This is a genomic window from Sphingobacterium litopenaei, assembly GCF_014692495.1.
In the GTDB taxonomy this organism is placed as follows: Bacteria; Bacteroidota; Bacteroidia; order Sphingobacteriales; family Sphingobacteriaceae; genus Sphingobacterium; species Sphingobacterium litopenaei.
The window spans coordinates 36,771-57,771 of sequence record NZ_JACOIJ010000022.1 but is presented as its reverse complement, the minus strand read 5'-3'; the positions used below and the strand labels follow the sequence as shown (position 1 = coordinate 57,771).

Annotated in this window: 18 protein-coding genes; 2 read left to right on the top strand and 16 right to left on the bottom strand. The window is 36.7% G+C overall.

The window, feature by feature from the left end:
- Positions 1–216 precede the first annotated feature (216 nt).
- From H8B04_RS11705 to tnpA, 5 genes are all read right to left on the bottom strand, one after another.
- Positions 217–1,896 carry a DUF4998 domain-containing protein gene (locus tag H8B04_RS11705; protein ID WP_223815401.1) on the bottom strand — a complete coding sequence of 560 codons (1,680 nt, stop codon included), beginning with the start codon at positions 1,894–1,896 and terminating at the stop codon, positions 217–219.
- Positions 1,897–1,905: 9 nt separating this feature from the next.
- Positions 1,906–3,180 (bottom strand): DUF4959 domain-containing protein, encoded by a 1,275-nt coding sequence (locus H8B04_RS11700; protein ID WP_190302470.1) that lies wholly within the window; start codon positions 3,178–3,180, stop codon positions 1,906–1,908.
- Between the two features lie 29 nt (positions 3,181–3,209).
- Positions 3,210–5,165 (bottom strand): RagB/SusD family nutrient uptake outer membrane protein, encoded by a 1,956-nt coding sequence (locus tag H8B04_RS11695; RefSeq protein WP_190302469.1) that lies wholly within the window; start codon positions 5,163–5,165, stop codon positions 3,210–3,212.
- Positions 5,166–5,182: 17 nt separating this feature from the next.
- Complete coding sequence (locus H8B04_RS11690) at positions 5,183–8,305, bottom strand: SusC/RagA family TonB-linked outer membrane protein (protein ID WP_190302468.1); 3,123 nt, start codon at positions 8,303–8,305, stop codon at positions 5,183–5,185.
- A 155-nt stretch (positions 8,306–8,460) separates the two neighbouring features.
- Positions 8,461–8,841, bottom strand: a complete 381-nt coding sequence (gene tnpA / locus H8B04_RS11685; RefSeq protein ID WP_317170658.1) for an IS200/IS605 family transposase — start codon at positions 8,839–8,841, stop codon at positions 8,461–8,463.
- Positions 8,842–8,994: 153 nt separating this feature from the next.
- Here tnpA and H8B04_RS11680 point away from each other — a divergent pair, with 153 nt between their 5' ends.
- Together H8B04_RS11680 and H8B04_RS11675 are read left to right on the top strand one after the other, a co-directional pair.
- Positions 8,995–9,156 (top strand): hypothetical protein, encoded by a 162-nt coding sequence (locus H8B04_RS11680; RefSeq protein ID WP_190302467.1) that lies wholly within the window; start codon positions 8,995–8,997, stop codon positions 9,154–9,156.
- Between the two features lie 221 nt (positions 9,157–9,377).
- On the top strand, positions 9,378–10,976 hold the full coding sequence (locus H8B04_RS11675; protein ID WP_190302466.1) for a M20/M25/M40 family metallo-hydrolase: 1,599 nt from the start codon (positions 9,378–9,380) through the stop codon (positions 10,974–10,976).
- Positions 10,977–11,055: 79 nt separating this feature from the next.
- Here H8B04_RS11675 and H8B04_RS11670 read toward each other — a convergent pair whose 3' ends face one another.
- The 11 genes from H8B04_RS11670 to H8B04_RS11620 form a co-directional block, all read right to left on the bottom strand.
- Positions 11,056–11,865, bottom strand: a complete 810-nt coding sequence (locus H8B04_RS11670; protein ID WP_190302465.1) for a DUF4099 domain-containing protein — start codon at positions 11,863–11,865, stop codon at positions 11,056–11,058.
- 21 nt (positions 11,866–11,886) lie between these two features.
- Complete coding sequence (locus H8B04_RS11665; protein WP_165291320.1) at positions 11,887–13,107, bottom strand: ArdC family protein; 1,221 nt, start codon at positions 13,105–13,107, stop codon at positions 11,887–11,889.
- Positions 13,097–13,255: a hypothetical protein gene (locus H8B04_RS11660; protein WP_165291321.1), complete on the bottom strand. Its 159-nt coding sequence runs from the start codon at positions 13,253–13,255 to the stop codon at positions 13,097–13,099. Before H8B04_RS11660 ends, H8B04_RS11665 begins: the two co-directional genes overlap by 11 nt.
- 23 nt (positions 13,256–13,278) lie before the next feature.
- Positions 13,279–13,788, bottom strand: a complete 510-nt coding sequence (locus H8B04_RS11655) for a M23 family metallopeptidase (protein WP_190302464.1) — start codon at positions 13,786–13,788, stop codon at positions 13,279–13,281.
- 34 nt (positions 13,789–13,822) lie between these two features.
- Entirely contained in the window at positions 13,823–15,793 is a 1,971-nt protein-coding gene (locus H8B04_RS11650) for a type IV secretory system conjugative DNA transfer family protein (RefSeq protein WP_190302463.1), read from the bottom strand.
- A gap of 46 nt (positions 15,794–15,839) precedes the next feature.
- Positions 15,840–16,691 (bottom strand): conjugative transposon protein TraN, encoded by an 852-nt coding sequence (gene traN, locus H8B04_RS11645; protein WP_190302462.1) that lies wholly within the window; start codon positions 16,689–16,691, stop codon positions 15,840–15,842.
- Between the two features lie 98 nt (positions 16,692–16,789).
- Positions 16,790–17,953: a conjugative transposon protein TraM gene (locus H8B04_RS11640; RefSeq protein WP_190302461.1), complete on the bottom strand. Its 1,164-nt coding sequence runs from the start codon at positions 17,951–17,953 to the stop codon at positions 16,790–16,792.
- A gap of 6 nt (positions 17,954–17,959) precedes the next feature.
- On the bottom strand, positions 17,960–18,409 hold the full coding sequence (locus H8B04_RS11635; protein WP_190302460.1) for a hypothetical protein: 450 nt from the start codon (positions 18,407–18,409) through the stop codon (positions 17,960–17,962).
- On the bottom strand, positions 18,387–19,007 hold the full coding sequence (gene traK / locus H8B04_RS11630; protein ID WP_190302459.1) for a conjugative transposon protein TraK: 621 nt from the start codon (positions 19,005–19,007) through the stop codon (positions 18,387–18,389). The genes H8B04_RS11635 and traK overlap by 23 nt, the downstream gene beginning before the upstream one ends.
- Before the next feature lie 19 nt (positions 19,008–19,026).
- On the bottom strand, positions 19,027–20,166 hold the full coding sequence (locus H8B04_RS11625) for a plasmid transfer protein (RefSeq protein ID WP_223815400.1): 1,140 nt from the start codon (positions 20,164–20,166) through the stop codon (positions 19,027–19,029).
- A gap of 12 nt (positions 20,167–20,178) precedes the next feature.
- On the bottom strand, positions 20,179–20,979 hold the full coding sequence (locus H8B04_RS11620) for a hypothetical protein (protein WP_190302458.1): 801 nt from the start codon (positions 20,977–20,979) through the stop codon (positions 20,179–20,181).
- Positions 20,980–21,001: the final 22 nt, after the last annotated feature.

Here is a 21,001-nt window from a genome sequence, read left to right as displayed (position 1 = left end):
GGATTAAAAATAATATCGTCAGGAACTGGCGATTACACGGGCGGAGACTCAAATAAGACTTTGGCAACAAAGCACAAGTCTGTGAAGCCCGAAGCCCATTTGTCTTTAGCAAATGGGTAGTTCACACCCGAAAGCTAATAAACACTTATTTCATAGGACGGATATATACAAGCAGGTTGGAATTAGCTCAAACCTGCTTGTACTATTATTTATCTTTTATTTTGAAAATCTGAAATTAGCAAAATAATATACCATATCTACAGTAGGAGCAAATGTCAGACTTGGTTCGCCACCAATATTTATAGCAATAACTCTATTGTGAGTATTCACTCTAGACTGCAAATCAACAGTTACATCTGTCCATTGCTGTAATTGATTATCTGGTATTCTATAATCATTTGCATTAAATGAAGAACCCTCCTGGCCAAATGTACTTTCTGATGAAAATGCCCAAAGGTAATTCATTATCCTTGGCCAAAGTCTTTGATAGGGCTCATAGGTGCCGCTAATAACAGATTTAGCCGGCATGTAAACTTTGAATTTAAGGTATCTGTACTCTGGAATATTAAATCTGTATTCCTTTGGGATTACAAATACAAATGTTCCATTTTTACCTCTCATAGTTGCTTTAAAAACATTTTGTAAGGTGATTCCAGCAGGAGCTGCAGGTGGAGATGTAGCAAGGATTTGTAGATCCAATGCCCAGGCTGTCGCATCTTGTATTTTTCCGTCTAAGAAGAAATTCATAGGAATTAAGGACTCATTTGGGGTGGTCACATATTCAATGACACCTGAGTTTTCAAAGGGCTTCAATAGATGATCAATACCTAATGAATTCGGTATATATTTTATCTTTTTAATGATACCTAATCTCAGCAGGTCTACCATAGTTTGTGCATTGGCATCTGTAATAGGAGATACCTTACGAATGAATGGTAAATAGCTTCCCCCACCTATGGTTTTGACTACACCATTTCTATTGTAATCTAATGTTTTGAGTTGGAATAAATTGCCCCCAGTTAAATCCAATTCTTCAACATTCGCAAAGTAAAATAAATCTTGTAATGTATTGGTATGTACTGGATAGGTTAGCTTTTTGTAACTAGCCACAGCATCTGCTGTGAATGTAGTAATACCATTTGCTTCAAGTATTTCTCGCTCAGCAGGATTAAATGTACTAGATCCCGTTGGCATATTTATAGCTAATGGTGTATTTAACTCTACAGAATCCAATATTGGTACGCCATTGACCTTTGGTACAACATTGTATTTAAGAAGGAGGTTGAATGGCTGTCCAGCATTTAAGTTCGCTGCAAATATTCGAGGACTATTCGTTTGTTTTCCTGTTATCTTCGTACCATTCTTGTCTGTGTATTGGTATTCTAAGCTTTTATAGTTTAGCAGAATATTGGTTAGTGAAGTAGGCCAATCTAATACAGCTGCACTAGGAGAGGTTAATACACGAGGAGAAGAGACTACCAGATTATCCACATCGGCTTGTGTATATGGTATTACAGCAATCACTTGTGGTACTGATTTGTTATCAAACTCATCAATTGTATATACTCGAATTCTGTAAAGTTTAGATTGTTTAAGATTTGTGACATTGACCCATGAGACTAAGGAGTCTATCACAATCTTTTCACTATCGTATTCAATAATAGTTTTTTTTGATTTACCCATTGATATTTGACTCGAAGGAATGCGACCTACTTTCATCAAATCTATTTCTACACGCTCAAATCCTACTTTACTTACAATAGTGTCGTATTTTGCAGGGTATACCACTTCGTTAGAATAGGGTTGTACATTGTCATACATTCCCTTACAAGAATATATCATTGCTAATACCCATATTAAAAATAGGTATTTGCTGTTTCTTTTAATAACTTTCATATTTCAAGATTAGTTACTTTTTCTACCATAAAGAGTAATCTCCGAAAGACAATTGGCATCTTCCAGGGTATAGTTTCCATTAAAACTTTTGACAGCTTCATATCTAAACCAGCGTGTTTTCTTTGTGTAGGCCGGTTCATCAGGATACATATATGCCATATCACCCGCTTCACCTTTTTTCACAAACTCTAATTCACTCAATCCTAAAGGAACTTCTATTTTGCTTTGAGAAACAAATTCCCAAGAATTAGTAGCATCATCCCAGATGTACATATTATACACACCAACATTTTCATTTCTATAGTATTGGCCTCGTGATATATTAGCTAAGCCACCGGAGTGACGCTGTACAGTGACTATGCGGCTAAGTTCGTAATATCCACCTAAGTCGATTATAAAATTCCAAGGCATATTCCCATCAGCTGAACGCCCCGTCTTTCCGCGTCCACTGGTATGCATAAAATTCAAATTATCACCTCTATCAATGATATCATCAATTACGTATCTATTTCTACCCTCTAGACCATTACCGAATACCATAGGAACTCCGCCAACTGAATCGTTTGGGTTGGGTAAAATCCATGATTGTTTTGGGATTTTAATATCTTCATACAGTGATATTTGTCCTTTGGATATAGGTTCTGTGATATTACCATATATGTCTTCTACTCTGATTTTTACGTCCACTTTTTCCGAGGGAGAAAGTACAAGGTCATTGATAAAGCGTCTATCCTTTTCAAGATTTGACGAAAAAACAGAAGTTATAGATCTAGTTTCCCCATTTTGATTGAAGGAGAAATCAACATATACATTGATGTTTTGCTTTAATTCATTTGACCAATCTATAAAGAAAGAGCTAAATCCTGGTTTTACCACCATCGAGTTTGCTACTCTACTAAATGCAGGTTCTAAAGGTCTAACTTTTACATTTAATGGTTCTGATTTATTACCTGCTCTATCTACAGCATACAATTGAATAGTATATTCTTCGGTGTCTGGTAAACCGTATACGTCCAAAGAGTCCACAAAGTAAGAAGCTGCGAAAGTGAATTTTTTACCATTTTTATTCGTGTAAATAGCCTCCACACTCATCAAATCCTCATCGTCTGGAAATGAATAGAAAAATCTAGCCCCACCGTATAATGCCTCATAACTTTTTAAAGTGATTTTTCCTGGAGCTTGGGTGTCATCACTATTGGGTTTGAATCTATCTTTCTCTTTACAAGCGGATATAATGCATAAACTTACCAGACAGTAAATGAATCCTAAATATATTGTTTTCATAATAATTGCAATTTAAAATCTTCAAATAATTACCATCCTGGGTTCTGAATCAATTGTCCATTGGTATTCATCTCATTAAGACTAATAGGCCATAAACAGTCTGTGATAGTAAATCTTCGCTGTTGTTTTACCTCTAATACAAAGAAAGTGTTACCTGTTGTCCCTGTGTGGGTCCATCCCCATACCGGTGATGAGAAGGCAGAAGTCGCTCTTTTGTGACGCCACATATCCCAAAAATGAATACCTTCAAACGCAAATTCAATCGCGCGTTCTTGAAGTATTATATCCCTTAGCCCTTCTTTGGTTTTGTGTTTATTTACTGTTTTTGCTAGTGTAGGATCAGCCCAAACAACTTCTATTTTAGGTACACCAGCACGGTCTCTTACTTTGTTGATTTCATCGTAAACAGATTGTGAAGGTCCAAGATGTTCGTTCATCGCTTCTGCTTTCATCAAATATAAATCTGCCATACGTACTATTGGGTATGGAAATTTTATAGTACGTTGCCAAGCGTTGGATTGCGATTCAGGATGTATCATTTTTTGAGTGCCAATACCTGTTGCTAAAAAGTCGGTAGTATGTTGAGAGGAATTATACCCTCCATGTGAGTTACCGTACATCATGGTGTTAATGCGTACCGCATGTGCTCTCCAATAGCCGGCGGTAATACCCAAATTTGCATAGAATCTAGGTTCTCTATTCATGTAAAGCTTAATGGTCTCCGCTCCTGGTTGCATATAGCCATTCCAATGCGTGTATGCTGGATCTGCAGCGCCAGGGGTTCTGATGATCTCATGTCTATTATTATAATCATAAGTAAGATCCTCTTCAATTGGTAAACCATTTTCAGTATAATAGCGTTCGGCCATTGCATAGGTAGCTGCCATCCATTGCCAAGAGTACGCCGCTGTATTTACTACCCCGTCGCCATAGCCTTCTGGTAATCTGATGTTTGTCGAGTGTGCTAGCTCACCTTGGTTATAGTAGTCAAGATTAGAATTTCCCCATACTAATTCTTTGTTCCAAGGATCTACAATTAGCATACGCAAATCATACAACTTTTTCATTCTTTCTGTGTTCTCTTGAAAGGCTGGTCTATCGTATATGAAAGGCTCTTTTTCGAATTTATATAATCCTAATCCATTTGCTTCCGCTGTAGCAATTGCATCATTTATTGCTACTAATGCTTCTTGCCATTTTTCGTTATTCGCTTGCATTGGGAAAAATGGTTGACCATCTCTATCCATAAAGTCACCGAAATACTCTTGGTTCCCGTTGAAAAATGGACTTGCTCTAAAAAATAGGACCCGCGCTTTAATTGCTTTTGCTGCTACCTGATCAATTTGACCCAGGTTGTTCGAAGTCGCTCTCTCATTCAGTTTTGGAATCGCTTGATTCATTAAATCCAAGATATAAGTAAAGCATTCTTCAACTTTTTTTCTAGGTAAGAATAACTCTTCTTTGGTAGATTCAGGCGAGGCTGTAGTTTCGGGAATAACAATGGGGCCATATTGCTGCACAAGTAAAAATGCGAAATATGCTTTTAAGAACATCACTTGTGCTTTCCAATCGGCAATCTCCATTTCCGACATGTCTTTTACTTTGTCAATGTTTGCTAAAAATACATCCGCTTGGCGAATAGCTATATATAATGGTTTTCCACCTTCAGATCCAGACCAGAAGCCCAATTGCGGGTTTGTCTGAGACTGTAAACCACGCATAATACGTATAGCTCTAAGATTGCTGGTTGTATTGTTCAAATCCAATCTACCTACGTATTCATCGCCTAATGTCCATGTGGTTACGTGGGTTCTCTCGTCGTTAGGCAAATAACTGTATACTTTAGCTAGTGCGTTGTATGCGTCTTCTTTAAGTGTGAATATATCTTCTAACTTTAAGGTGTTATCCGGAACTACATCTAGATACTTCGTACAAGAACCCAGACTTATGGCAGTTGCTACTACTAAATATTTTAATGATTTCATTTTATTAGTTCTTTAAATTAATACACTAACTGAATCCCAATGTTAAATCTCTTGTTTGGAGGATATCCCAATCCATTTCTTCCCATCTCTGGGTCCCAAAGTTTGAATGGACTAGTCACAAATAAATTTTCACCACTGAAATAGATTCGGCTGCCTTTATTTATTCCAAAACGTTTTAAACTTTTAGGGCTGTATCCAATCTCTACAGATTTTAAGCGCAAGAAAGATCCATCACGCATCCACCATGATGATTGTTGTAGATTATTGTTGACAGGTTCGGTAGATAACCGAGGCCAAAAGGCGTGAATATTTGGATTTGTTTCACTCCAATAATCTTCCGCAATGATGGCCAAGGCATTTCTTCTGTTAGCAAATGGAGCAATACCATAAGCTCCTGAGGAAAGATTAGATTCTGCCGAGGAATTGATAAAGAAAGATACATTGGCATTACCCTGTAAGAAAAAGGATAAGTCCACGGACTTGTATCCCATCGACATACCAAAACCATATTGTATTTCTGGTACTGTAGGGAAGCCCATAGCGATACGGTCATTACTGTTGACGATTCCATCACCGTTTATGTCTTTGTATTTGATATCTCCAGCCATATATTCGCCGAAATCTTGTTTTGGAGAGTTTTGTATTTCTTCCTCATCTACAAACAAGCGCTCAGCGAGTAAGCCCCATTGTTGGTTGATGTTTTGTCCTCTTCTTTTTAAATATGAATCGGGGTAATCTCTTTCATCCAATTCGTCTAATTTGTTAACAGCATATGTAAAATTTGCGCGTCCTGATAACCAAAAGTCTTGATTTATGTTTTTCATATAGTCCAATGAACCATCGAAACCTTGCGAGCTTACCTGTCCAACATTTCCACTTACACTAGCTTCAAGACCTGCTGAGGCTGGGAAGTTTTCACGATTCATGTAAATCTTGCTACGCACATCTCTGAAGAAATCAGCTGTAAATTTTAGGGATTCATTCATGAAATTAATTTCTGCTCCTAGATTCCATTTTTCGGATTGCTCCCAAGTAATGTCAGGGTTAGCATATCTGTTTACAGAATACCCATCATAAGCGTTCATGAATGAGGTTCCCCAGCGATATTCCCCACCACCCATAGCGATATCAGAAAGGTAAAAGAAACGACCGGATCTACTGGATATAGCATCGTTACCTACTAAACCCCAAGTACCACGCAGTTTCAAGGAGCTAACGATAGGTTTTAATGGTTCAAAAAAACTTTCGTTGGACATCAACCAACTTACCCCAAATGAAGGAAAAAATCCATAACGCTTTTCGCCAGTAAATTTCTCTGATCCATTGTAGCCATAACTCGCCTCAGCGAAATATTTATTATCATAATCGTAGGTTAGACGACCTGAATTACCCATGTTTTTTTCGGGTAATGTTTCGTAAATCGAAGTACTATTGCCCGCGGTCAATAGTTTTTCTTCCATCATACCAACAGTCATAGCACCAATATTGTGCAAACCAAATGAGCGATTCCAATTTAATCTGGCTTCGAAATAATAATGTCCATTGGCATCACGTCCTGGAATTACGTTTCCAAGGTATGATTGCCCCGAAGTAGGGTTGAGTGGGTACAGTTTGAACTCACCGGTGATTTGATTGTAGCTTTCTAAATCATAATAGAAAGGATTGTATGTTCGGCGACTAGAGTATTTTCCCCAAGTACTTACCGAGGCTTTTCCCTGAATCTTTAGCCCTTCTGTAAGGAAACCTAAGTCTTGGGATAATGTTGCTTGTGCGATGATGCTACTTTCATTGCGGTCTTCAAATCCCCTTACCATCTCCGCATATGGATTTGATTTTAGTGAACCGGTAACAAATGAATTTCCGAATAGAACATGCTCTGTAAATTCATTCGCAGCATCAGGCTTGTATACAGCAGGAAAATCTACTGGGTTACTATTCATTGTCATACGGAAAATATTGGAGGCAGATTCATATGGACCAGTATAACGCTCAAATCTACCTTGAATACGGGTGTCTAAGGTGGTTGTTTTCGTTAATTTAAAAATAACATTAGACCGTATAAATAATCGATTGATATCAATATTGTTATTGAAGTTGTTTCGATTATCAACTTTCAAAAGCCCTGTTTCTTTATCAAATCCTGTTGATACATAATATGTTGCAACTTGGCCGCCTCCGGACAAATTCACATTTGCCTTAGTATTGGTAGTAGACTTATTGAATAATGTATTGTACCAATTAATATTTGGGTAGATCATAGCATCTTCCCCATTTTGGGTAGATTGGATTTTTTGTTCGGAATAGTATGATCCTAAAATAGGTTGGCGGGTCAATTGTGCTTGATTGTACAATCGCATATAGGTAACCCCGTCTATCATATCAATCATTTTGGTCGGCATGGCAGTATTTACATCCACACGCGCGTTCATGGATACGGGGCCTTCTCGTCCAGATTTCGTAGTCACCATGATAATACCGTTCGCACCGCGAGCACCATACAATACAGTTGCTGAAGCATCTTTTAATATCGAGAAGCTTTCTATATCATCTGGTTGCAATCTGGCGAGGTTGTCTGTGGTAGCTTCAAATCCATCAATTAAGATTAATGGAGAGGTTTGATAACCAAATGTTGTCACACCACGAATAAAAAACTGCGCATTGTCCGCTCCGGGTTCCCCAGATGTTTGGTAGGAAATGACACCAGGAATTCTACCTGCAAATGATCCCGTTAAGTTGGATGCTGGGATTTTTAAATCTGAAGCTTTGACCGTCGTAATAGCGCCCACGACACTAGATTTTTTTTGTGTACCGAATGCGACCACTGTTACCTCATCAATGGTACTGCCGTCCTCGTACAGCAAAATTTCAAGAATGTTTTTTTGATCGACGGCAATACTCAGTGTTTTCATTCCCACATACGTAAAGGTAAGGCTATCACCCACGTTAGCAGTTAATTGAAATTCACCATTTGCATTGGTCTGAGTTGAAGTTATTTTATTCTTCAGAACACTAACACCTCCGATTGCATCCCCATTTGAGCCGTTTTTAACAACACCTGTAATTTGCTTTTGGGAAAATGCGAAAATAGGAATAGCTAGTAAGAATAAAAGACTCAACAGTTTTTGTTGAACTTTTTTCATAAAATAGAATTTAATTGGCTAAATCGATTAATTTTATAATAAATCTACAGATAGAATTTAAAAAAAACAAGAATTAAAACGTGAAACTATCGAATCAAAATTTTATAAAACGGAGCGTAAAACCCACAGGTGTTTAGCCTGTGGGATGTATGCGACTAACCCTGATTGAGAATATACTCACGAATAGTATCAGGAGATGCTTCACCTATTGAACAAACAAAATAACCATCAGAGCAGAAAGTATGTTCTTTCCAAAAATGTTTAAATAAGAATGACCTGTGTGGTGAACGCCAAATGTAATAAGTAGATTCTTGTTTTAACTTGCGAACAATAGAAGTAATTGAAACACGAGGGATATAACGAATAAGAAAATGGATGTGTTCTAAATCAGATTCAAACACTTCAATTTCAAAATCTGAATTAGAAGTAATGTTTAAGAGAAAAGAACGCATATCATCTTTTAACTGACCGACAAGTAACTTTTTACGATACTTGCAAACGAAGATTAAATGACACTTTAAGTAGTGTTTTAAAATAACTATTAAAGTCTAAAAAATTTGCCACTGTAGGAGTTATAGTGATATGGCACCGAATTTTGTAAAACTTAGGGATCCTATACTGATGAAATTAAAAAGGAGGGGGTATAATGTTTTACGCTCTACCAGTCCTCTTAGCAGTGAGAACCCAACTTGGTTCCGGATAAAATTGATTTACAAAAGTTTTTGGATTTGGATAGTTCAGCTTTAGCTGAATTATCAGTTCCTCTATATGAAATTCATTTTTTAGTAATAGATGATGCTTTAAATAATATTCGCAATGAAGATCTTTTTGGAGATGTTCTTCTAGAATAGTAGGAGCCTATTTAGTTAATAAGAGTTGCATTGTTAATATCAATTTAGACCTTTTACGCATTTAGCTCTTAATTTTTGTTTGTTTTTGAATTATAATCGAAATTGTAATAATAGATGATATTCAAAAAAAAATGAGTATCTAGGTTTTTACGTGAGTTATTGATATAAATCCCTAAATTCGAGGTAAACAAAGTTGAACTAACTACAATCTAACAAAAACTATGAAACAAAGAACCATACGCAGGGGTAAAGCTTGGGTTTACTCAGGGGCATTAATTTTGGGTATTTTCTCATTTGAAAATGCTTTAGCACAAAGAGGTCAAAGACCTGCTCAAACATTAGATCCAATTGTTACAAAAATTGTGGAAGAAGTAAATAAAAATTCCCAATTGGAAGGATTAGCATTTGAGCTGCTTGATGTTGTTGGCCCTCGTTTAGTAGGTACTGCGGGTATGACTAATGCGAATAACTGGGCAGTAAAAAAGTTTGAAAGTTGGGGAATTCCAGCCAAGAATCAACAGTTTGGAGAATGGGAAGGTTGGGAGCGTGGGGTTTCACATATTGACATGGTGTATCCACGAATTAAAACTTTAGCCGGAACGCAGCTAGCATGGAGTCCAAGTACAAAAGGGAAGACTATCGAAGGGGAGGTTATTGCTCTACCGGAGATAAAGGACTCTTTAGATTTCCAGCGCTGGTTACCGAGTGTAAAAGGTAAATATGTAATGATTTCTATGCCTCAACCAACGGGTCGACCTGATCATGATTGGGAGAAATATGGTACTAAAGAATCAATTACAAAGATGAATAAAGAGCGAGATTCTCTTTCTATAGTTTGGGCCAATAAGATTAGAGCAACAGGTTATAATGTAAATTCTATTCCTGGGATATTAGAAAATGCTGGAGCCGTAGGAATACTTACTAGTAATTGGTCAAAAGAATTCGGAGCAAATAAGATCTTTGGGGCACGTTCAAAAAAAGTTCCGACTTTAGATATTTCCCTTGAAGATTATGGGATATTATATCGTCTTGCTCAAGGAGGCATCAAACCTAAAATTGCAGTAAATACATCTTCTAAATCATTAGGACCTGTACCTTCGTTCAATACAATAGCTGAAATTAAGGGAACAGAAAAACCCGATGAATATGTTATTCTTTCTGCGCATTTGGATTCTTGGGAAGGAGGATCTGGCGCTACCGATAATGGTACAGGCACGCTGGCAATGATGGAAGCAGCACGCGTATTAAAGCAGATTCTACCAAATCCCAAACGTACAATTTTAATAGGGCTCTGGGGAAGTGAGGAGCAAGGTTTAAATGGTTCTCGATCATTTGTTCTAGATAATCCTGAAATTGTAGAAAAAACGCAAGCCGTATTTAACTTAGATAATGGAACAGGCCGTGTGGAGACAATCAATGGATCTGGATTTGTGCACGCATATGATTATGTAGGTAGATGGTTAAGTGCGGTTCCTCAGCAAATTACCAAAGACATAAAAACAGAATTTCCTGGTTCGCCAGGCGGCGGAGGCTCCGATCATGCTTCTTTTGTCGCTGCTGGCGTCCCAGCATTTATGCTCAGCTCACTATCCTGGGGATATTTCACCAGCACATGGCACACTAATTTAGATACTTACGACAAGTTAGTATTTGATGATTTGAAATGGAATGTGATCATTGCTGCAACTATGGCTTATAAAGCATCAGAGGAACCTGAGCTTGTAAGTAGAGAAAGACGAGTGATGCCGGCGGGTCCTAATGGCACCCCTCAGCCTTGGCCAGCTATTAGACAGCCGCGTAGAACAGGTGTAGGATATTAATAGATTTTTGAATGATAAAAAAGTGGAGTAAATATATATTGTACTCCACCTTTTTTTGCCCAACTATCTTAAGAGTATTTCATCTAGATGGATATCTGTAAGAATCACTTGGTGTGCTATTATTCATTTGCGCGTGATAATCCTTAACAGTGGTTTGCTTATCTACATTTTCTTTGTTTTCCAAAATTAGTTTAGCAAGCGTTTCATTGTAGTTTTTTGTTAATCCCTCAGACTGATCATGCCGGTTATCCCTTAAGTTTTTTAGCTCTCTGAAAATAAGATAGGACAGTCCTCCATCTATTAATACTGAAAGAATTAATCTTTTTCGATCTGAGAGGATTCCCTGACTATCGGTAGCTGAATGTTGGAGCCTTGTGCCATCTTCTAATTCAATAAGCTTTCCTTTTCTAAAATCTTCTTGTTGTTGAGAGGACAAGGGTATGCCGTTTACTTCAATAATTTGGGGTAGCCGGCTTGGGTCATAGGAAACAAAATCTTTGGTCTGTTTGTCGTATTCGATGTTTATTGAAATGATTTGATCATCTCTGGTTTTATGTATTTTACTCATTACGTTCACTTCTCCAGAGATAAGGGCCTCGGTTTCCTCGTTAGTTAGTAAAGGGTGCTTTTGAGGCTTATTATAAATAGGGTGTATCTGGAGAGTAATGTTGTCTTTTTCATCGCGATATAAAGAAAGTTTTGCATCAAGTTTATCTATTTCAATGCCTTCGATCTGAATTTCTTTTAGACTGACCATATTAGTTCTTCGACCTGAGAGTAGTGACTCAATATCCTGAGGTCTTAATTTTAAGTCACCATCTTTATAAAGACCTAATTTTTCTAATTCCTGTAGAGGAAGGATTTCCATTTTACTTTTTGAGTTTTCCATGATTTTAAGGTTTGAGCGATGTTATCGTTTAATTGATATAATGTTGGTGTGTTCTTCTTTTGGCGATATGTGTTCTGAGTTTTGGTTAATATTAATGGGTATTACCTTGGTAGGTGATTTAGCAGAGATTAATGAATTATACAATACATCGGATTTAGAAAGAATGAAGTTATTTCCCGTTGAGAGATCCTCTACTTTAAAGCGACCTCTTTTAAGCAAACTATGGATTTTATAAGAAGAATTATTGTATTGAATTACATCTCCCATATTTAAGGTTGAATCCAATTTTCTATCCATAGCTTTAGCATTCTCATTTGCATGTCTTGATGAATTGATTTCTCTTTTAATGTCGAATGCCATTATATAGTTTAATATCTTTTCAGCATCAGCTGCTGCAGCGTGTATTTCATAAGGCTTATCTTTTAGGAGTTGAATCCAGCTCTCCACATAGGCTACATGTTGGGAAGGATCATGTCCTATTTTTAGTTCATGCCCTATTAACATCGAAGCTATTTCCGACCTTAATTCTTCGCGGGCATATGCACTTGTTCCATACTTGTTTATTATATCTCTATTAAGACGGTCCTTGTGTGATGTCCAGTGACTCATTTCATGTAGGATGGTGGCGTAATATTTATCCGCCGAATCAAACTGATTACGTTTAGGCATTATAATCTTATCGGTTGCTGAATTATAATAGGCTCTGTTTTCATTGGTATGAGATATATCAGCTTTGGACTCCTTTATAAGATTTTCAACCCTTTGCAAGCCTTCCCAGTTTGAACTTTTTATTTCTCTAATTTTCAATGGCTCGATACCATTTACTTGCTCAGCATTAAAAACCCATGCAGTGGTAATAATGGGTGTTTTAAGTTTTTGAAGCTCTTTGGAAGGTTTTCCATCTTGGGGGTTAATAATTCTGCCCTGCTCATCTCGGGGAGTTAAATAATCATGAGTTTTCACATATTGGATAAGCGTAGCTTTTTCTCCCTTTTTTATACTGTATCCTTTTGATTCTGCCTGTTTGAATGTTAACCATCGGGGATCATTTCTTTCGGCACTTAATAGGGATAATATGTTTATTCCTTTATAACGATTACCGGTGATTGCATTATAGGGGAGAATAAAAGATGCCCCATTACTATTCCAGGGCAGTTGCCAAGGTGCAGTTCCTTCTTCCAGCTTTTTAATGATCGTATTTGCTACTATTTCGTGTAGTGCTTTTGAATTTTTATTGCTCATCTTCGCCTCCTTCCATTAATTCAAATTCATTGAAATTATCGCAATATTCAACTCCATAGAGTAAAGCTTCTTCAGGGGTGAGTTCAACACTCTTGAGCGAGGCTAGTAAGGTTAGTTTTTCCAGTAGGCTTTTATAATGTTTATCCATGTTATTGGGTTTTTAAACGTGTTTTAATTGTGGTTTTGTAGGGCTTTTAGAAATTTAAGGGGGTTGATAAAATAACCATTGATTTTTATAGCTAGGTGCAAATGTTCACCTGTTGCCAGACCCGTATTTCCTGTAATACCTATATTCTCCCCAGCAGATACCATATCCTCAGCCATGACGTAGATGCGGCTTAGATGGGCATACCAAATTTCCAGAGCTCCATGTTTGATGGCTATAAAATTGCCCAATTGTCTATTATAGCCAGCCTGCAATACCTGTCCATCTAGTATACTTTTTATAGTATCAGATTGAGATTTAAGATCTATACCGCTATGGAATTTCTGTACACCAAGAATAGGATGAATACGTTTACCATAGGGGGAGGTTACGATGAGCTTAGGCAAAGGACTGCTGATTTTGAGCTGCTGTGCAAAATGAATTTTAGGTAGAAGTAAAACAGATAGCCAAAAAGCGAGCAGTAAGGATTTAATACCTCTGCCGCAAAGGCAGAAGTTTAATAATAAGGATATCATATTCTTTGAGTTTTTTTAAAGAGAATTCAAGAGATTAATTTGGGATAATCTGATCTACCATTTGGTTAACCTGCTGAATAATTTGGGAATAGTTCTCTAGCAGTATTTCTTCTTGCTTACCTCCAAAGTCATAGTAGGAAGGCATCTCTTTATAATTTGATTCCTCCACTTGCAGTTCAGTCATGTTTAGGTTTATTCTACAATTGATTGCTGTGGTTTGAAATGCCCCTGTAAATTTCTCTATTTTATCACGAGCAAGTATTCCTACCACTTCGCCCGCCGAGAGGGAAGCGATTTTTCCAGCTGGTATTAGCGAATCAAGTTTTTCATTTACCGAAATAGAAGTTTTGGATCTATCAATGCTTAAACTTTCACCTTGTTGCTTTACTTTTCCAAAAAGTTTCTCTAACCATTCCAAAGTGTCTTTGCTACGCACCGCCCCGGATATAATATTCCCCATTATAGACATTATGGTGTCTGCAGCCTCTTTTCCATATTGCTGGCGAAGCATTGGGAGCTCTTGAATACCAAGCACTACGGCCGATAGATTGGACCTGGCTTGAGCGAGTAATACATCAATTTTATGGATGTATACACTTGGGGCTTCATCCACCACAAGGCCAACAGGAAGATTGCCCTTGGTATTGATAAGTTTAGTAACTCTGTTAAGGACAATGGATAGACAAGTTGAGTTTATACTCTGCGTGCTGGGGTCATTGGCCAGTACTAAAATGGAGGGACATTTTGGTGAAGAGATGTGAAGATCAAAATCATCCCCAGAAAAAACCCAAAATGTTTCCTTTGTAGCCATTCTGGAAATAAAAATTTTTAATGTTCCTACTTGTCCTTCTAATTGGTCGAAGGCTTTAGCTTTATATGCAGACATAAAGGGTGAAAGTAGTGAGGCAAGCTCACTATTACTGAATAGTACGGTGAAAATCTGATCATATGATAAATTTAAGAAAGCAAGTACATGCGGTAGGGAGGAGTACTTTCCTGCCTTATGCTTACTGAAAAAATATATACACGCCGCTAGAAAATTTATGGCAGACTGGGTAAAAAACTGATCGCTCCCAGCTGATTTATCGCCTTTCTTTAAGGCTTCCACTAACGCTTCGGCAGTTTCTGAAGCATCAGCTAAGGTTTTTATATATTCACTTTTGAATGGGTTTACTCTACGACTTTTATGAGGCTGATTAAGATTGATAACATGAAAATTGTGATCATAACCCTGCATAAGCATTTTTGAGTAATGATAATACGCTATTTTACCCAGATCTGGATATTTCAGATCATATAGGCACATGGTAAATGACTTATTTATCATCTGACGTATGATTGGCATTATCACACCAAAACTTTTTCCGCTACCTGGTACCCCGCAAACCAAAAGACCTCTAAATAAATTCTCCAGAGTGATATATCCTTGATTTACTTTTCTTTTATAATAAAAAAGCATAGGTATGTTGACCGAGTATGGGGAGATTGAAGCTTTTGTCTGCTGAGCAAAAGATTCCTGTTCGATATTCCAGCGGTCTTTTCCCAGGTTAGAATGGATGATTTTGGAGATGTTACTTAAAGCGACATGAAGAAGTAAGGTGCCGATTATACTGCATATAGCATAGATTATATCTATGGTTGGAAATCCAAAAAGGGAGCCTCTGCTATGAATTTTATAATATACCCAAATGGAAATACTCAAGAGGAATGTCCCCAAAATAAGTGGGTAAAGTATGTGTTTTTGAGTGCTTAGGTCGACTTTCTTTTTTGATAAAGTTCCTATTGCAACTAAGGCTACAAGGCTAAGAGTAAATAATTTACTTGTAATTGGACTGGAATAAATGGGTAAGCTTAGAATTTTGTATGTCAGATTTATAACCAGTACGTACTTTGGGACAAGCAACTCTTTAGCAAATATAAACAAGTATATTTCCAGCAAAACAGAAAGATAAATTGCAAATTGAAGTAACCTATATAGACTTTTTTGTTCTTTAGTTTCTTCCATAATTTCTCTTATCTAGGATTGTAATATTATAAGAGCGGGATATACTTTATATGCTTTGGGCATTTAATATGTCTTTAAAATCGACCTTTACATCGATCATACGCCCAGAGATCTGTTTTTCGCTGAGGCTGATTTTAAGCACCTTGTTATTTGGAAAAATAACTTTTTTAATGACATAGATATTTCTTTGTTTGGATTTTATACTGCTGATTTCCTTGAATTTCCATATGGGTGTAATTTCAAGACTTTGAAAGTTGCTGGTTTTAAGTATTTTTTTATCCTCAATAAAAATTCTGAATTCATCTATGTCATAACTTAGTTTGGTGGCATTGGAGAAGCTGATATCCAAAAACATATAATCGCCTACTGAATAAATCTGATTTACAGAAACACTTATTCCAAAATCCTTCTTTTGTACTATGGGTTTGTAATTTCTTTTAGATAAGATATTTATTGAGATCTCTTTTTTATTCATCTCGGATAAAATATCACCAGAAGTATTTAAAGGCTGGCATAGCAAGGGATCGATTTCTATTAGTGATGGCAAATTTTCTTGAAATAAATCAAGATAACATAACCTGTACTGGGCAATAAAATCTTCTGCTACAATGGTTAGTGTACCTAGTTCATTATCAGCAGGTTTCGTTCCTGTTGAATCATTTTGAAATTTTATTCGAAGCATATTTTCTAGCGGCAAATCTCCATGGACCTGATGAGTAGATATATCTACATATTTAATCGGTTGGGGCGAAAGAAAATGTACGGAATTGTCCGAGTGGAGATATATTACAGGTAACTGCTGCATTAGTGTAAGTCCACTTGATGGTTTTTGACCATATAGCCCAGTTAGAGATAGAAGGGATACTATTACGGAAAATATATATTTTATGTTTTTCATAGTGTTATAATTATGAGGGTGATAAATTTTATATAATGATTCACGGTTAATAAATTTGGTTTGTGCTGGATAGAATTAAGGTGAGAACGAAATGGATTTTACCTTCCTGTATTCTTGGTGCTAGAGTCTATTAAATAGACATGTGTATTGTATTTTATTTTTGCTTTATTCTTTCTTATATGTTTATTGATGGCTGTGGTTGTCGATTGAAACATACGCTGAAGCGTGCTCATTAATAATTGCGCATTATTTTCTGCTTGTTGGTTGATATTAATTCCTTGCGCTGAGTTACTGCTAATCTCTCTGCCAAATTCTCTAAACTGAGATTCCGGGACATATAATCCAGCCTGTCCATCTTGATCATATATTTCCAATTTAACGGGCAATATTTGGTCCTTATGCATTATTGAATATATTGTTAACTGGACTCTCTGAGCAGAAAACCCAGATACATTTGCATATAGAAAAGTACCTTTGTCAATTTTGTGTTCTGCTACTTTAAGATCTTCCACAAGACGTAGCCGGAGTCGCGAATCAGCATATGATGTTCTGTTCTCATCGATAATTGCCTTAATTAAGCTTATTTGCTCTCCGCTTTTTATGGTATTAAAGACTTTTTCGTTGGTAATGAACTTTTGAACCTTTAGGCTGGCAGATTGTGCCTGCCCTGCTGGATTGGGTTGCTCTACAACTGCTTTATTTTCTTGCTCCATATATTGTGGATCATTGGCTTTAGCAAAACTATCGGCAAGGGCCATCTGCCTTCTAAAAAGATCTAAAGGATCTATTTGTTTTGTCTGATTATTTTCTTTGGTAGCAGTACTGTTGTTATAAGTTAAATTATTAAGGATGTTCTGCAGCTCCATATCCTCTTTTTTTGTAGCGGATGTATTGCTTGGGTTGTAAGATAAATGTAGTGATGATAATGATTTTTCAATTGAATCTAATTTTTGCTTTTCCTTTTCATTATATAAATCATCAAACTTAAAATCCGCCTGCTGATCCTGCTGTATTTCACTTATTGCTGTATATCCATCTGCAGATTTGTATTGGTTTTTATAGGCCGCGAGCTTATCGGCAAGTTCACGTTTTTTTATTTCATCAGATACATCGGCAATACTTTCCTGCAAAGAGCCTGAATGCTCACCTTCAGTATTCTGCTTGAGCTGAAAGAAGTCGTTAAATACATAATAAAATATACATAAAAACGGAAGTGCAATTAAAGGGATAATATACCGTGGTTTTTTGAAATTAACTTTCATAATAATCTATTTGTGGGTTAGAGAATCGGGTATTTTAGGTTTGATGATGCTATTTTCAATTTGATGCATTCTTTCAAAAACATATAATACCATCATACTATCTTGTTGAGTTAATGAATCTTTATTAACTATATTTTCTAGTATACTCTGCAGTTCCAGTATTTCTTTAGCTGCCCCTGCGCTGGAGGCTATGCTGCCAATTGAGGAGCTTACGCTGTTGATCATACTTGCTGAAGTTAGTGGAGTGTTCTGTTGTGGTATTTTAGGGAAATAAAAAAAGCATACTAAAGAGATTAGAATGCTTGTTATCATGACAGTGTATATAGCTCTGGGGTAGTTAATAAGAATAGCTGTTATTTTAATGCTTAAAAAATTAATTTGATCCTCCCAGCGGTTATAGATCTCCTGCCAGAGCGTTGGTTTATCTACCTGGTTAGATGTTGTTTTTCTGAACATTGCTTATATCTTTATTTTCTATTGTTTTCCATTTCGTAATTAGCACGCCATGGCCATTGTTCTCGGTTCGTAGCTTCAAATCATGCAAGTAGCCCTCTGTGATAATTGTTCTAATCACTGTGGAGCTTCTTCTATCAATAGTTTGCTTACCGTAGTAACGGAAGTATTTTTTTTCTGGGTCTACATATATAGAATCTGTTTGTATAGTTAGCACAGCGCTAGAGGATAATATAGAATTAAAGAATCCTTTTTCCCGTAAGTTGTTGTATTGTAATGCACCTGTTTCATCAATTAGATACATTGCTTTTTTCATTTGGTACTCAATGAATTTTTCATCGGGAGCAAGTGTGAAAAATAGCATGTGAAATAAATTCACATGGGTGCGGTATTCAAGAGGCCTATTAACGCTTAGATCAAGCTGATTTGCTTGGTAAGGCGTAGAATTCTGATCTAATATATATACTGATTTTCTTGCTTGGAGTATCTGCTTATAAGCCAGAATACTTACACCTAAAGAAATAATTATACAGACTATCATGCTGGAGATTGCAACCCAAGAGGCTAATCTTATTTTGCTCTCAATATTTTTAATTATCATGCTCAAAGGATTTTGGAAGTTAAACTTTGGTTACTATTTTACTAGCTGCGCGTAATGCGGTAGAAGAATTTCTGGCCACTGTACTTACTGCTGAGGTAATACCACTTGTAGATACAATCCACGTACTGATGCTAGGCACTGTTAACATGGTTAGTCCCCCTATTAAAAACGAGATGATAACAATCCCGAAACTTAATATACCATTGGAGGCAAACCAGCCCATTTTCTCTAAGGTATTCTCTGCGTTGGACAGAAGCTGTTCATATCGAGTAATTTCAGCTTCTAGGGCATATTGTTGAAATAAACCTGATATATGCATTACTAGGTAAGCAATCCCGGAGTACAGGTTTACACTAACAAATCGGGCTATCCAACTGGCAAAAGAATCTCTAAAAGCCGGCAATATACTTGTGGAAACTGAAAACGGTCCTAGTATGATTAGAATTGTAGAATAAATAATTTGAATCATAAAAATTATATAAACACAAATTCTTAAAACCCACAGGGCGAGCGTTTCTAGAGTATAGGTTAGTAGTAACTGTAAGTTCACCTGCATTCTGTTTTTAAGCTGCGTTACAGTATTCCAGACATTAGTAAATCCTTCTTTTACAGTGGAGGTGACAGACTCCCAAGCTTTAGCATACCATGAGTCGGCCTCTTTTTGAGCCACTTCGGTTTCTGCCTGAATAGTTGTTAGCTGGTCGGCAATTTTAATCATTAAATCTGCTCGCTTTATTCGTAATGCATTAATCTGCATTTGACCATTATCAAATAACGACTCGGTTTTAGCAGCCACAATATCAGTAGGGTATGATATAACTTTGGTAAAGGCGCTCCACCAAATGATAACCATTACTAAAGCGAAAGGGCGTAAGAGAGGCATTATTTCTAGCTTCTTATCTCCGGCCATCATTTCATAGGATCGCATACCGAAAGATATTAGCATAAATATAGCTGCTAAGGCTTGGGCATCAGCAATAAACACGTCAAAATGCGTCCACATGGTGTTTTTCATGCCTTGCAAGAAGTGCATCACACCTTGTTCGTAAAGGCCATCTCCCTGCAAAAAATTAAAAGTATCTTTAAAGGATTCTGGAACGTTTGAGCTTAATAAAATGAGGTTATTATCAAAATGACCTAAAAAATCAAAAGTATTCATAGCAGTAAAGGATTATTTGGCGTACGCGCGCGTTAAAATTTTGTTCGCTATTTCTATATCGGTCTGAGATTTGGGAAATTCTGGAAGTTTGAAACTTATGGAGGTATCACTCACCTGTATCTTTTTCTTGAGCAGTAGGTATTTTGCTTGATACTGAACTTTTGCTTTCCAGTTATTCTCTAGCAAGCGGAATTCTTCAAGGATGCGGTGATAGCCTAGAATTCTGCTTCCTCTATCAAGATATGTTTCTCTTGTGGCCGAAAGCCTTTGCTGCAGACTTTGATACTCTTGTAAATACCAGTTAACGACTCCTTTATCTAGTAAACTGTTTTTTAAGTCCACAGGAAGATCTTTTAGTGGATCAGATTGCTGCTGCAAAAGTGGAGCCAGCTCATTTTTATAATATAGGTTCCAAAGTGGATCTATAGAAGTCGCTTGGGGGGCGTAGTTATATATTTGAGTAAGTGCTGTAGATGACAGTGTATCGCTATGAAGTTTATAATTATCTGTAGATTCCTTCATTGCCAATAGCATACCCATACGTAAAGTCTGTGGGCCACCAGCAGCTAGTGGACGTCTATCGGTTTTGGGATAATTGGGATGTAGACCCCATGTTATCCAGTATTGAGGATTTAAACTTAAAAAGCCTTTTTTCGGGGTAAATTTATTTTTATCCCATTGTTTAAATACCATTCTTTCTTGTTGATAAACAATATTCTTATCATTTATTTTTAATACACCCTGCCCTTTGAGCATTTGGGAGTATAATAATATGGGGAATAGTATTAGATATAATACTTTGGATTTTTCCATAATTTTAGATTTTGGGGTGATT